Origin of the sequence: Sulfuricaulis sp., from assembly GCF_040901545.1 — a bacterium.
GTDB lineage: Bacteria > Pseudomonadota > Gammaproteobacteria > Acidiferrobacterales > Sulfurifustaceae > Sulfuricaulis.
This window is the reverse complement of the sequence record NZ_JBBDYL010000065.1, coordinates 35,313-49,424: the sequence shown is the minus strand read 5'-3', so window position 1 is coordinate 49,424 and position 14,112 is coordinate 35,313. Positions and strand designations below refer to the sequence as shown.

At 54.6% G+C, this 14,112-nt stretch carries 15 protein-coding genes; 11 read left to right on the top strand and 4 right to left on the bottom strand.

Annotation, left to right across the window (positions count from 1 at the left end; translation table 11 throughout):
• Window positions 1-7: 7 nt before the first annotated feature.
• The 10 genes from WD823_RS13325 to WD823_RS13280 all read left to right on the top strand — a co-directional run bounded on the left by WD823_RS13325 (window position 8) and on the right by WD823_RS13280 (window position 8,964).
• On the top strand, window positions 8-1,408 hold the full coding sequence (locus tag WD823_RS13325) for a Do family serine endopeptidase (protein WP_368429985.1): 1,401 nt from the start codon (window positions 8-10) through the stop codon (window positions 1,406-1,408).
• Window positions 1,409-1,600: 192 nt separating this feature from the next.
• Complete coding sequence (gene lepA / locus WD823_RS13320; protein WP_368429984.1) at window positions 1,601-3,406, top strand: translation elongation factor 4; 1,806 nt, start codon at window positions 1,601-1,603, stop codon at window positions 3,404-3,406.
• Between the two features lie 2 nt (window positions 3,407-3,408).
• On the top strand, window positions 3,409-4,239 hold the full coding sequence (lepB, locus tag WD823_RS13315) for a signal peptidase I (RefSeq protein WP_368429983.1): 831 nt from the start codon (window positions 3,409-3,411) through the stop codon (window positions 4,237-4,239).
• A gap of 22 nt (window positions 4,240-4,261) precedes the next feature.
• Window positions 4,262-4,657: a DUF4845 domain-containing protein gene (locus WD823_RS13310; RefSeq protein WP_368429982.1), complete on the top strand. Its 396-nt coding sequence runs from the start codon at window positions 4,262-4,264 to the stop codon at window positions 4,655-4,657.
• Window positions 4,644-5,333, top strand: coding sequence for a ribonuclease III (rnc, locus tag WD823_RS13305; protein WP_368429981.1), 690 nt, complete (start codon window positions 4,644-4,646; stop codon window positions 5,331-5,333). Before WD823_RS13310 ends, rnc begins: the two co-directional genes overlap by 14 nt.
• A complete protein-coding gene (gene era, locus WD823_RS13300; protein WP_368429980.1) occupies window positions 5,326-6,228 on the top strand; it encodes a GTPase Era in 903 nt (300 codons plus the stop codon). The genes rnc and era overlap by 8 nt, the downstream gene beginning before the upstream one ends.
• A 3-nt stretch (window positions 6,229-6,231) precedes the next feature.
• A complete protein-coding gene (gene recO, locus WD823_RS13295) occupies window positions 6,232-7,002 on the top strand; it encodes a DNA repair protein RecO (RefSeq protein ID WP_368429979.1) in 771 nt (256 codons plus the stop codon).
• On the top strand, window positions 6,983-7,708 hold the full coding sequence (pdxJ, locus tag WD823_RS13290) for a pyridoxine 5'-phosphate synthase (protein ID WP_368429978.1): 726 nt from the start codon (window positions 6,983-6,985) through the stop codon (window positions 7,706-7,708). The genes recO and pdxJ overlap by 20 nt, the downstream gene beginning before the upstream one ends.
• Window positions 7,709-7,772: 64 nt before the next feature.
• On the top strand, window positions 7,773-8,156 hold the full coding sequence (acpS, locus tag WD823_RS13285; RefSeq protein ID WP_368429977.1) for a holo-ACP synthase: 384 nt from the start codon (window positions 7,773-7,775) through the stop codon (window positions 8,154-8,156).
• Between the two features lie 139 nt (window positions 8,157-8,295).
• Window positions 8,296-8,964, top strand: a complete 669-nt coding sequence (locus tag WD823_RS13280; protein WP_368429976.1) for a putative 2OG-Fe(II) oxygenase — start codon at window positions 8,296-8,298, stop codon at window positions 8,962-8,964.
• Between the two features lie 49 nt (window positions 8,965-9,013).
• Here the strand turns inward: WD823_RS13280 and WD823_RS13275 are convergent, their stop codons facing one another.
• The 4 genes from WD823_RS13275 to WD823_RS13260 all read right to left on the bottom strand — a co-directional run bounded on the left by WD823_RS13275 (window position 9,014) and on the right by WD823_RS13260 (window position 13,332).
• Entirely contained in the window at window positions 9,014-9,247 is a 234-nt protein-coding gene (locus WD823_RS13275; RefSeq protein WP_368429975.1) for a hypothetical protein, read from the bottom strand.
• Between the two features lie 297 nt (window positions 9,248-9,544).
• Window positions 9,545-9,970: a tetratricopeptide repeat protein gene (locus tag WD823_RS13270; RefSeq protein ID WP_368429974.1), complete on the bottom strand. Its 426-nt coding sequence runs from the start codon at window positions 9,968-9,970 to the stop codon at window positions 9,545-9,547.
• Window positions 9,971-12,277, bottom strand: a complete 2,307-nt coding sequence (gene mrcB, locus WD823_RS13265; protein WP_368429973.1) for a penicillin-binding protein 1B — start codon at window positions 12,275-12,277, stop codon at window positions 9,971-9,973. It lies immediately after the preceding gene.
• 176 nt (window positions 12,278-12,453) lie between these two features.
• Window positions 12,454-13,332 carry an AEC family transporter gene (locus WD823_RS13260; RefSeq protein WP_368429972.1) on the bottom strand — a complete coding sequence of 293 codons (879 nt, stop codon included), beginning with the start codon at window positions 13,330-13,332 and terminating at the stop codon, window positions 12,454-12,456.
• A gap of 138 nt (window positions 13,333-13,470) precedes the next feature.
• On the opposite strand from WD823_RS13260, the gene WD823_RS13255 reads away from it, so the two are divergent.
• On the top strand, window positions 13,471-14,010 hold the full coding sequence (locus WD823_RS13255) for a heme-binding protein (protein WP_368429971.1): 540 nt from the start codon (window positions 13,471-13,473) through the stop codon (window positions 14,008-14,010).
• Window positions 14,011-14,112 lie beyond the last annotated feature (102 nt).

Below are 14,112 nucleotides of genomic sequence, written 5' to 3'. Positions count from 1 at the left end.
GTCAAACGTGATCCTTACTTGTCGTTTCACTCTCCTGTTGTTGCCGCTGCTCGTGAACCTGGTCCAGGCTGCGCCCCGCGAACTGCCGGATTTCAGCCGGCTGGTTTCCCAGCATGGCAAAGCCGTTGTGAATATCAGCGCTATCCGGGATATCAAACGACCGGGGTTTACGTCTGAACCCAGGAATCAGACGGCACCGAATGAACCTCCGGCGCGCGAACTGGGGCGCCGTTATTTCGAGGATTCGCCTGAATCCACGGACGAGAAATCACTTGGATCCGGTTTTATTATCTCGCCTGACGGCTATATCCTTACCTGCGCGCACGTCATAGAAAACGCCCGGGAAGTTCTGGTGCGATTCACCGATCGGCGTGAATTCAGTGCGCGCGTGGTGGGTTCGGATCGCCGCAGCGACGTGGCATTGATAAAAATCGAGGCCTCAGGACTGCCAACCGTGAAAATCGGCGATGCCGGAAAATTGCGGGTCGGTGAGTGGGTGCTGGCCATCGGTTCACCGTTTGGTTTCGACAGTTCTGCCACTTCGGGGATTATTTCCGCCAAGGACCGGACCTTGCCGGACGAAAACTATATTTCCTTTCTGCAAACGGATGTACCCATCAATCCGGGAAATTCCGGCGGGCCGCTGTTCAATCTGAATGGCGAGGTGGTCGGGATCAATTCGCAGATTTACAGTGGCACTGGCGGATTCATGGGTTTGTCCTTCGCCATCCCGATTGACGCCGCGATGAAAATCGGCTTGCAATTGAAAAGCGAAGGGCGGGTACGGCGCGGATGGCTGGGCGTGAGCCTGCAAGAGGTATCACGCCCGCTGGCGAATGCATACGGATTGCACCGACCCCGGGGCGCTCTGGTTTCGGATATTCTCGCCAACAGCCCGGCGGCGAAATCCGACTTGCGCGCAGGGGACATCGTGCTCGAATTCGAAGGGCGCACGATAAACCGTTCCACGGATTTGCCTCCGCTGGTCGGCTTGTCGTCGCCGGGGACGCGCGCGGAGTTCAGTGTGTTTCGGCGCAATGAAGGGATACAAACCGTAGTCGTCACGTTAGGCGAGCTGAGAGAAGAGGCATCAGACCGCCCTCCCGCGCGACCGGAGCGCAGCGAGAAAATTTCGCGTTTTGGCCTGCGTCTAAACGAAATAAGCTCCATCCAGCGGAAAAATCTTGATATCGACCATGGCGTGTCCGTGGCCGGCGTGGAGGAAGGCCAGGCGCGAGCTGCCGGGTTGCGCCCCGGCGATGTGATTCTGGACGTGGACGGCAAACGGGTCAGCGACATTTCCAGCTTTCACCGATTGATGGATCACACGCCACGCGGCCGCGCGGTCGTGTTACGGATTCGCCGCGGGATGGGAACGCTGTTCCTGGCGCTCAACCCGGCGGGCTGATTTTGCGAAAAATATTTATGCAACCCCTGAAATGAGGTATTCTTCGTCCATCCAGGGCAGTCGCAACAGCCGTAATGGCCCTAAAGCCTAATTGACGGAATACAGAACTCAAGGCGCCGCGGGCGCCTTTTTCACATCTCCGACACAGGCGGTGTCCGCCGGCGCCGAATCGGCGGGAGTATCGCAATTTTCATGAATGGCTTAAAACAGGATCTGATCCGAAATTTTTCGATCATAGCCCATATCGACCACGGCAAGTCCACGTTGGCGGACCGGTTTATCCAGACTTGCGGGGCGCTGGAGGCGCGCGAGATGCAGGAGCAGGTGCTCGATTCGATGGACCTCGAGCGCGAGCGCGGTATCACTATCAAGGCCCAGAGTGTCGCGCTCGATTACATGGCGCGCAACGGCACTGTCTACCGCCTGAACATGATCGATACCCCGGGACACGTGGATTTTTCCTATGAAGTCTCGCGCTCACTCACGGCTTGCGAGGGCGCGGTGCTGGTTGTCGATGCCACACAAGGTGTGCAGGCGCAGACCGTCGCCAACTGCTATACCGCATCCGAGCTGAATCTCGAAATCCTGCCGGTGCTGAATAAAATCGATCTTCCTTCCGCTGACCCGGAAAGATCAATCGCCGAGATTGAGGAAATCATCGGCATCAACGCCAAGGATGCCATTCGCGCCAGCGCCAAGACCGGCGAGGGCGTGGTGGATATTCTTGAAGCCATCGTAAATGGTATTCCCGCGCCGACGGGCAATGCGGAAGCCCCGCTCAAGGCGCTGATCGTCGATTCCTGGTTCGATAATTATCTTGGTACGATCTCGCTGGTGCGTGTGATCGACGGACGCCTCAAATCCAAGGATAAAATCCGCCTGATGGCCATGGGGCGGGATCATATTGTCGAACAGATCGGCATTTTTACCCCCAAGCGCAAACCGGTGCAAGTGCTGGGTCCCGGTGAGGTGGGATACGTCATTGCCGGTATCAAGGATGTCCGAGGCGCCCGCGTCGGCGACACCATCACACATGTTGATCGCGCGGCGGCCCATGCCTTGCCCGGTTTCAAGGAAATCAAGCCGCGCGTTTTTGCCGGTTTGTATCCGGTTGATTCCGCGGATTACGAAGCCTTCCGTGAAGCATTGGCAAAACTGCAACTCAACGATGCTTCGCTGCATTACGAGCCGGAAACTTCCCAGGCGCTTGGCCTTGGTTTCCGCTGCGGTTTTCTCGGCATGCTGCACATGGAGATCATCCAGGAACGTCTTGAGCGTGAGTATGGCATGCATCTCATCACCACCGCGCCCACGGTTATATACGAAGTGGTTCTTGCGAATGAAGTGCTGCTTGTCGAGAATCCGGCCAAAATGCCGGATCCTTCCCGAATCATGGAAACCCGCGAACCCATCATCCGCGCGACCATACTGGTACCACAAGAATTCGTCGGCAATGTCATCGGCCTGTGCGTGGAAAAACGCGGCATCCAGAAAGACATGACCTACCATGGCCGTCAGGCCATGCTTATCTATGAATTGCCGTTGAACGAAGTCGTGCTTGATTTTTTTGACCGGCTGAAATCATCAAGCCGGGGATACGCCTCGTTCGACTACGATTTTCTGGAATTCCGTGCCTCCGATCTGTGCAAGCTTGACGTACTGATCAATGGCGATAAAGTGGATGCCCTGTCCGTGGTCGTGCATCGCGGGCAAAGCCAATACCGCGGCCGGGAACTGGTGAAAAAATTGCGGGAACTGATTCCGAGGCAAATGTTCGACGTGGCGATTCAAGCGGCGATCGGTTCCAAAATTATCGCTCGCGAGACCGTGAAGGCACTGCGCAAGAATGTCACGGCCAAATGTTACGGTGGCGATGTCACGCGCAAGCGTAAATTGCTGGAAAAACAGAAAGCAGGTAAAAAACGCATGAAACAACTGGGTACCGTGGAAATTCCTCAGGAGGCGTTTCTCGCAGTTCTGCGCGTGAGCGAAAAGTAAATATGGATTTCGCCCTTATCATGCTGCTGATTCTGGTCGGCACCGGAGCCATCTGGGGACTCGACCGCTTGTTGTGGATGGATGGTCGCGAACGCAAGGCCAAAGCCTTGTTGCAGGCCGGAAAAGGTGAAGAGGCTGCTCAGGCACGCCGAGATCCGGTTTATGTGGAGTATGCCCGCGCCTTTTTCCCCGTGATACTTATCGTGTTTCTGATTCGGTCATTTATTGTCGAACCGTTTCGCATTCCCTCGGGTTCCATGCTGCCCAGCCTCTTTATCGGTGATTTTATACTGGTAAACAAGTCTTCCTACGGCGTGCGGTTGCCGATCGTCAATGCCAAGATATTCGACGTCGGCAGCCCGAAGCGCGGGGAAGTCATGGTGTTCCGATTTCCCAAGGATCCCTCGATCAATTATATAAAGCGCGTGGTTGGCATTCCCGGAGACCGTATCCTATATAAGGATAAGAAGCTTTATATCAATGGAAGATTGATGACACAGTCTGACGGCCGCCCGTATTTTTTCACTCCCGGCGGTGAGGAGCGCGGAGAGGCGCTGCGGGTGACGGAAAATCTGGATGGAGTGAAACATGATATTCTGAAAACGGACCAGTCGGAATTGTCGCGCCCGGAGATAGTGGTTCCGGAAGGCAATTATTTCGTCATGGGCGACAATCGCGATCACAGCAATGACAGCCGCTATTGGGATTTCGTGCCGGATGAGAACCTGGTCGGGAAGGCCTTTCTGATCTGGTTTAGCTGGGACATGTCATGGCAGGACAGGAAGTTCTGGCAGCGAATTGTATGGGAACGCATTGGTTCGCCGATCAAATGATGTTGAAGCGTGTATCGGCTTAATGAAGGAGATGAAGATGCATAATCCAAAGCGCCAAGCGGGTATGACCATGTGGAGCTTGTTGTTTGTTCTTGGCACACTGGCTTTTTTCCTGTTTATCATTTTCAAGCTGTTCTCGCCCTATATGGATGACTTCAAGGTACAAAGCGCCCTCTCGAGTCTGGGCCGGCAGCCCGATGCGGCATCGATGTCGCAGCCGGAGATTGCGGAAGCCATCCGCAAGCGGCTTGAAATCGACAGCGCGGATAATTTCAATCTCGCGGACACGATGACAATACAGATGCGGGGCAAGACAAAAGTCGTTCGCATCAAGTATGAAACGATTGTTCCGTTGTTTTTCAACATCTCTTTGTTGCTTGATTTTGACCACGTCGCCGAACTCAGTGGGTCAAAGTAAGCAATCTGCGGAGCTTGGCCGCCGGTTAAATTACACTTTCCGGCAAGATGAGCTGCTTGAACAGGCATTGACCCACCGAAGCAAAAGCACGACCAATTATGAACGACTGGAATTTCTTGGCGACAGCGTCCTCGGCTTTACAATATCTTCCGAGCTTTTCAACCGTTATCCGAAACTGGATGAAGGCGAGCTGACGCGGTTGCGCGCCAGCCTGGTAAATAAAAACACCCTCGCCGCACTCGCGCGCGATATCAATATTGGCGCTCATCTGATTCTCGGTGAAGGGGAACTGAAAAGCGGCGGATACGACCGGGATTCGATTCTTGCCGATTCATTGGAAGCGCTGATCGGCGCAATCTCCAAGGACAGTTCCGTGGATGAGGCCATGCGCGTCATCCGGCACCTGTATCGCGACCGCCTGGAGAATCTCGATCCCGCTTCGATACCTAAAGATCCCAAGACCCAATTGCAGGAATTCCTGCAAAAAAATTCGTTGCCTCCACCTACCTATGTTATCCGGGAAATTACCGGAGAACCGCATAGTCAAAACTTTGTGGTGGAGTGCCTCGTCACCGGCGTGGATACCGTCGTACAGGGTGAAGGCAGCAGCCGCCGTCATGCGGAACAGGAAGCCGCCGCCAAGGCGTTGGATCTGCTTGTCCGTTCTGATGCCTGAAACGATCACATGTTCCGGACTGATCACGCTCGCCGGACGTCCTAATGTCGGCAAATCCACGCTGCTAAACCGCCTGATCGGACAGAAAATCAGCGTTACTTCTTCGAGGGCCCAGACGACGCGTCACCGGCTGCTGGGAATCAAGACGACCGGGCAAGCGCAGATTATCTATGTGGATACGCCCGGCCTGCATGCGCATAATAAAGGTCTGTTCAACCGTCACCTGAATCGTGTGGCCGGATCGAGCCTGTTCGGTGTTGATTGTATCGTTCTGCTGATCACCTCCAAAGGCTGGACCGAAGCGGATGAATATCCGCTGCGGCTTGTTTCCAAGACCGGCATACCCGTGATCCTGGCCATCAATAAAATTGACCAATTGAAGGATCGTCGCCTATTGTTGCCGCTTATTGCGCAATCGAACCGGAAAATGGCGTTTAAAGAGATTGTTCCCGTTTCCGCCAGAACCGGTGAGAATACTCACGATCTGGAAAATATCATCCTGAAGTATCTTCCTGAACAACCGCCTTTATATCCCGTGGACCGGATCAGTGATCGTGGCGAACGGTTTCTTGCAGCGGAATTGGTCCGCGAGCAGATTTTCCGCGGCTTTCAACAGGAGGTGCCTTATGCCACGGCCGTCAGCATTGACCGGTTCGAAAGAATCAGGCAGACATTGCATATCCAGGCAACGATCTGGGTGGAAAGGGACGGGCAAAAACCCATACTGATCGGAAAAGACGGGAAACGACTTAAGACTGTTGGAAGTCGCGCGCGCCAGGCTATGGAAAAACTTTTCGACAACAAAGTCCATCTCCGCCTGTGGGTCAAGGTGCGTGAAGGCTGGTCGGACAACGAGCGTGCCTTGCGCAGCCTGGGATATCTCGACGAGACCTGATGCATGAGAATCCATCAACAACCCGGCTATATTCTGCACCACCGTGATTACAGCGAGACCAGCCTTCTGCTCGAAGTTTTCACGGCCAGATACGGTCGCCTGGGGCTTATCGCCAAGGGCGCGCGCCGCGCGAGCAGCCGCATGCGCGGCATACTCAAGCCGTTTCAGCGTCTGCTGATTGGCTGGAGCGGCAAGGGCGATCTCGCGGTGCTGACCAACGCCGAGATGGAAGATGCCGGAAGCACTCCGGAAGGTCATGCGGTGTACTGCGGTTTTTACATGAATGAGGTGCTGTTGCGGTTATTGCACCGGCATGATCCGCACGAAAATTTATTCGATGCCTATCAGGCGGCGTTGCAAAATCTCCAACGGGACGATACCAATGAAAAGGTCTTGCGCATCTTTGAAAAAAAACTTCTGCGCGAGCTGGGTTACGGCCTGGTGCTCGACCATGACGTTGCCGACAAGACACCGATTGATGCCGAGGTCACATACGATTACATTCTCGATCGCGGCCCGGTACGCCTGGCCCGCCCGCAGTTGAATGGCCAGACGGAAGGGGTGCGGATACGCGGAGCCAGTCTGATTGCGCTGGAGCGGGACAGTATGACCGATCCTGTCGTGCTGCGGGACGTGAAAACGCTCATGCGTTCCGTACTGGCGGTGCATTTGGGAGACCGTCCATTACACAGCCGGAAATTATTTCGCCGCATCGCTGCATCGCATTCCACGGATACCGAGGCGGAGGCGGATCTTGATAAAGTTGGGAGTTAACATCGACCATGTGGCCACATTGCGCCAGGCGCGCGGGACGCGTTATCCCGATCCTGTCCAGGCCGCCATCGAAGCAGAGCAAGCCGGTGCCGACGCCATTACGCTCCATTTGCGCGAGGACCGGCGTCACATCCAGGATCAGGACGTCGAGATTATCCGCAATTTAATCCAGACCCGGCTGAATCTTGAAATGTCGGTAGCTGATGAAATCGTGGCGTTTGCCGCCCGGGTCCAGCCACATGACTGCTGTGTAGTCCCGGAACGACGCCAGGAGTTGACCACCGAAGGCGGGCTGGATGTTGTCGGTGGTTATGAAAAAATCGCCGCTGCGTGCACGCGACTTGCCCAGGCGGGTGTGCGGGTATCGCTGTTTGTAGACGCGGAATCTGATCAGATCGAGGCGGCCGCCAGAATGGGTGTGCCCGTGATCGAAATTCATACCGGACATTATGCGGATGCTGAAAACGAAGCAATACAAAGACGTGAGCTGGCGCGCATCGAGCAGGCAGTGCAACAAGGCCTCAAGCTAAGGCTTCAGGTCAACGCCGGTCACGGGCTTAACTATCACAACGTTCAGGCTGTCGCCGCCATTCCGGGAATTTCCGAACTTAATATCGGGCATGCCATCGTTGCGCGCGCAGTTTTCACGGGCATGCGCGAAGCGGTCCGCGAAATGAAGCGACTCATGCAGGAGGTCGCGGCGTGAACCGATTTATCACAATGCCTTTATGCAGTACATGGCCATTCAGCCGTCCCGATGCAGCGCAAACATGATATTCGGAATCGGCACCGATATAGTTCGGATTCAGCGCATCGAGGAAGATCTGATTCGATTCGGCGACCGATTCGCCGAACGAATCCTTACTGATGGAGAATTAAGCGAGTTCCGGCTTGAAGCCAAGAAGGCAAATTACCTGGCGCGCCGTTTTGCCGCCAAGGAAGCCGCAGCCAAAGCCATGGGAACCGGCTTCAGCAACGGTTTAACATGGCGTGACATCGAAGTGACGCATAACCCGCAAGGAAGACCCCTGCTGAAATTTCATGGACAGGCGCGACGGTTTGCCGACGAACAGAACATTGTTGTCGCCCATCTGAGCCTGGCCGACGAACACGACCATGCCGTGGCTTTTGTAACGCTTGAAACGGAACCGTAAGTCTTATATACACGGTTTATTCTTGGGAGAGTAATGCAACAGGGTGCTCCATGAGGAATATCGGGCGGGGCGGATTTCAAGACAACCGTGATACATGACAGAATACGCATCTATTCCAAAGTCATGCCGAGACACGTGAATGCTCGCTAACACAGTACATCTGGGATTTAAATCGATCGAGATTTGGCCGGAGCAACGCGAGGTGGAAATCTGTGGCGATCCGGTCGTCCGCAGGATCTTTTTTACCGATATCCAAGAGTATCATCCGCGTCTGGTCGCCAAAATCCTGGAACTTGAGGAAAACCAGCGCCTCCGTAAACGCTATTATCGCGGCGCCTGTGGCACGAAGATTCATCATTTGGAGAAATGGGTGAATTCCGAGGCCGAGTTGATCACCGCCCGCGCGAAAGCCTTATTCATGAAAGTGCTTGATTGCCAAGACGCCGTGGTCGACCTCAGTTGGGCCAACGTGTATCGCACGGGAGATTATTGCATGCCACACAGTCACGTGCGCTCCACGGCGAGCGTGGTTTATTGTCTGGATCCCGGTGACGAAGACCCTGAAGATCGGCAAAGCGGCCGTTTTTGCTTTGTAGATCCCCGATTGAAGTGTTGTTGCCAGGATCAAGAAGAATGCATGACCACGCCTTTCCTCCCCGGCATGCCGTCGGGCACCATGCTTATTTTCCCGAGCCAACTGGTCCATGCCGTGAACCCTTATACCGGGAAACGGCCGCGCATTACCTTGTCATGGAATATCAATAAAAATGCATTGCCCGACGCCCCGTTGCCTCCAGAAGCCGGGTGAAAATTTTTTGGTTTTTTTAAAGAAGGAATTACGTCAGGGGACAGGATAATTATTCAGACTTTCGCCGCGTCGTTTTGCCTTGCATCTTTACGGCGTCTGAACTCGGAGCAGTTTCGTAGGTTTTGCTTTTTCGAAAAAATTTCATCATGTCGGCTGAGGCTGGGAGTGGTTCCTCGTCGTATGATGAATTGTTTTCCCGAATTGCTTTCCCAAACAAGATGGCTGCCATCAAACCGGCCACCGTCCATACCAGCAAGATCACAACTAGCGTATCCAGGCTCATGTCTTACCTCCATGTAGGTGGGCCTAGAATCCCTTAGAATTTCTTTTGATGCAACTAAAATTAACTGTACAAGTAAAGTTTCTTTCCCAACGGTATCTATTTTCAGACAGGTGGTGCACGCACGCAACAAATTGTCACGGAAATGCTCGACTTTTTGTTGACCGGGAAAACCAAGTAGTTGACTCTGATTTTCACTATTTAAAAAATCCTAACATCTCTGGCGAAACGCCGCGATTCAGCGCTCAACATAGCTCCGTTCGGAATGTTCAACACGGACATTCATCTCGCGTAGATTAATTAATTCGCTTGTTCGGCTGCCTTGTCAAAGGCGGCTTGAGCTCCCGGATAATCGCCACGTTTCAGACGCGACTCGCCGATGAGGCGCCAGTTTTCGGCCTGCAAAGTCTTGTTGTTGACCGACCAACCGTTCGATCTGGCGGCAAGTCCTTCGGCTTGCTGATATTGGCCTTGTTGCATGCGGAGTTTTGCCAGTTGATGCCACAGCGCGGGGTTACGCGGTTCAAGGCGCAAAGCCCGTTCAAGCGTGGCCGCGGCCGCGTCGTATTTTCCGTCGCTGATATCCGATTGGGCGGCATTAACCAGCGAGACAACAGCGTCGTTGCCGGAAACCGGTGTTATTTCCGGTTCCCGGCCGGGGAAACCGGCGCAGCCTGAAAGCATGCACAACGTCAACAGCACCGATCTTGCGCGGATTTTTTCCATTTATTCAAACAGCCTTTTGAACCAACTTTTTATGGGTTCCGACGGCGCCTGGGATACGCACGGCGATGTTTCCGTGGGTACCGAGCCTCGAATGAATGGCAGCAATTTAGCGTTTTGACAATTTTCATCGGCTTTTAAACCATTCGCCGGATCCGTCCAGGCCAGCTCGATGTTATCCGGTTGGGGCGGCTGGAGCGGTTCGGGATCGAGTTTTGCCATCATATCACCCCAGACCGTCATGGCTCCGCTCGCGCCGGTCATGTTAATCGGCTGGTTATCGTCGCGCCCGATCCAGACCACGGCCAGTCGGTCGCCCGTGTAACCGGCAAACCAGCTGTCTCGAAGGTCATTCGTGGTGCCGGTCTTTCCGGCGATTTGTAAATCCGGCGGAAGATACCGGCTCAGTCCGTCGGCGGTCCCCTCGCGCACGACATATTGCAACGCAGCGGTTGTGAGAAAAGCCGGGCCCGGATCGATGACTTGTTGCACGGAAAGCGAGAAACGCTGCAATGGTTGACCGTCCGCGGTGAGCACTTCGCGTATCGAACGAAGGGGCAGGCGGAATCCACCGCTGGCCAGCGGCTGATAAAGTTGCGCGACTTCAAAGGGGGAAAGGCCATCGGCGCCCAGCAAACTTGATGCAAAAGCATTCAAATTTCGGTCTATGCCGAGGCGCTGGACATTGTCCATTACCTTGCGCACGCCCAGCGACAACCCCAGTCGCGCGGCAGACACATTGTATGAATTGGCTAACGCAGAATACAACGGTACTTTGCCATGGAACGTCTTGTCGTAGTTGCGCGGCTCCCAATCCGGGGTGCCACGCTCGCGCCAGACCAGCGGGCTGTCATCCAGCAGCGTGGCCAGCGTATAGGCATAAGGCTGTTCAAGCGCGCTGAGATAAATCACCGGCTTGAGCAACGAACCGATGGGCCGTTGCGCGTCGAGCGCGCGGTTGAAGCCTTCGTATCGCGTGTCGCGTCCTCCCACCAAAGCTTGCACTTCACCGTTTTGAGAATGCGTAACGACAATTGCCCCATCGAGCGCGTTGGGAACGATTTTCCTGGATTTTTCAAGCTGACCCAGGCGGGAGGTGAGTGCGCGTTCGGCGGTAAATTGCGCCAGCGGGTCAAGCGTCGTGAAAATCAGCAATCCTTCCGATCGCAAGTCCGTCTCGCGGTAATCGCTGCGAAGTTGCCGGTGCACGAGCTCGACAAACGCAGGGTAAATGGAGGTTCCCACGGGCGCATGGTCCACGACGTCCAACGGGGCGGAACGGGCGCTGATAAGTTGTTGCTGCGTGATGACTTGCTGTTGCGTCATTTCCTGGAGCACCAGGTTGCGCCGCGACAGCGCGCGCGCGGGGTGGCGGCGCGGATCGTAATAGGATGGCCCCTTGATTATTCCTACCAATAATGCAATCTCATTGAGTCCGAGCCGGGATACCGGACGATTGAAATAAAAAAGGCTGGCGAGGCCGAACCCGTGGATAGCACGATTGCCGTCCTGGCCGAGATAAATCTCGTTGAGATAAGCCTCCAGAATTTCCTCTTTGGAGTAATGCAACTCCAAAAGCTGAGCCATCAGAATTTCAGTGACTTTTCGCCGCAGAGTTCGCTCGGGCGTCAGAAAAAAATTCTTTACCAGTTGTTGCGTAACCGTGCTCCCACCTTGGACTCCGCCGCCGCGCAAGATGGAAAGCACCGCGCGGGCGATGCCGCGCGGGTCGATTCCATGATGGCTATAGAATTTCCGGTCTTCAATGGCGATTAGGCCCTGGATCAGTAGCGGCGGAACTTCAGTCAGTCTCACCAGGACACGGTCTTCGTTGTGCGCCGGATAGATGCCTCCGATGTACTGGGGATCGAGACGTACCGGGATCGCGGTATTGCCTGGATTAGTTAGATTTTGCAGGTTTCGCAGGCGGTCTGCTTCAAATTCTGCGTGTAATTCCAATGCTCCTTGCGCGCCATCCCAGAAGATAAAAGGTCGCGTCATGATCGTGAATGAAGCATCACTTTGCCGGTAACTTCCGGGTTCGAGCTGGCTACCGGCGGAACGGTAACCGAGCATGGAAAGTTCCAGCAATAATTGTTCCGGGCGCAATTTCATGCCCGAATAGAGCTCCAGCGGTCGGGCGTAGACCCTGGCCGGCAATGCCCAGCGCTTCCCTTCGAATTGGGCGCGTACGGCGATATCCAGATAAAGGAAAAATCCCGCCAGCAATAGCGCCAATGACAAGAAAAAAATACGCAGGCGTATCGGAGTAACGAAGCGCCGGATTTTATTGACGATCTGCTTGTTCATCGGGAATCTTAGGCAGGACGTCCGTGAGCGGAAGTATCTGGCCGCGAGGCGGTATTATACCGGAGAAAATCTCGCGCAAAATCCGTCAGGTAATCGCCAATCACTTCGCCATGAACGGGGACAAGGTTGCTCCCTGAAACCATGCCTGCTCGATCAGGTGCCGGTGCGACGTGACTTCATAAAAGCGCGAATGCCAAAGCGATCGGCAGACTGATGAAGCTCGCGAGATTACCCATCAGCACAATGGATGCCACTTTTCCCGGTTCCTGTCGATATTGTTCGGCAATAAGATAATTCAGCACCGCGGGCGGTAAAGTGCCGAATACTATCAACAGGCTCAATTGCAGCGGTGTTAAATCCAGAAATGGACGTACAAGCAACACCATGATTATCCCGGTCAGTGGACACACCACGGCGCCTAAAACGCCGACACGCCATTCGCCAAAGTCAACGCTGGTAAGGCGCGTGCCCAAGGAAAACAACAGCAGAGGTATCGAAGCCTGGCCAAGCATGCCTATGGCCGTATCCAGAGTTTCAGGAACCAACCAACCGAAAAGGCTGAAGGATAATCCGACGATGGTCGCCATGACGATGGGTTGCGTGACCACCTTCAATAGATGCGCGCGGTGGTCCATGAGGTAGGTGCCAAGGGTAAAATGCAATCCGTTTTCAATCAGGAAAAGCACCACCGCCGCCGGTAACGCCTGTTCGCCAAAGGCTAACACCGCAAGCGGCAAACCCATGTTTCCCGAATTGGTGAACATCATGGGCGGAACAAAGGTTTTAAGTGAGATGTGCGCGGCTTTGGCCACCAGCGCCGCCAGCAAACCTGAGCCGAGCACAACCGCTATGGCACCCAGCGCAAGTTGCCCGTATTCGCCCAGATGAAAGTCCTTGTCGGAAAGGATGTTAAATACCAGTGCCGGGAGCAGGACGGTCATATTGATCTGGTTCGCTGCCGTCATGTCCGGACGGCGCCAGCGGCTATAAAGATAACCGACCGCCACAATGGAAAAAATCGGGAAAACGATGTTAAATAGACGGACAATAATCATGGCATGCCAGTATGGTGATCGCAGAATTAAGTCACATGTGATGGCGCTTGAGAGGCCGGGGGTTGCCACTGACATGGTATTGGGTGAGAATTTCTTTACTGTATTTTATCTGTTGTTCGGAATAAAGAGGTATTAACGATGCCTGATGACCTGCATCCCGCAGAGGAACCGCTGCTGAGGCAGAAGCCCATGTTGACTCTGGCGGCGGCGAAGAAGGTCATTTCCGCGGCGGAGGACGAAGCGCTCAAACAGGGTTTCCCCGTGGTCATCGCCGTGGTGGACGACGGCGGCAACCTTCTGTGTTTGCATCGTCTGGATAATGCCCAGTTCGGCAGTGTGGATGTCGCGATTGGCAAAGCCAGGTCGGCCGTGGCATTCAAGCGTCCAACCAAGGAGTGGGAAGACTCGCTTGCAGCCGGTCAGCAAAGGGTTCTTAGACTACCCGGTGTGTTGCCCTCCGAGGGGGGAGTTCCGCTGACCTGGAAGGGTCATATCGTCGGTGCCATCGGTGTAAGCGGTGTCAAGGCGTTCCAGGATGGACAGATCGCGCGAACCGGCAAGGCGGCGTTGCATGATCGCTCCGAGTACGTCGAATTACCCAGCCCGGAGTTGCCCATCGTTCACAACCCGGTCTTCATGCTCGACAGAAGGCATGCACCACGTTTTACTACTCGGTGATGCATGGACTGCGGGCAAACCGATTAGCACTAATTCAAAGGCGACATCAGAAATTTAATAATTTCCCCAGTCTCCAGTGCATTGCCGGTAATTCGGGCGGTC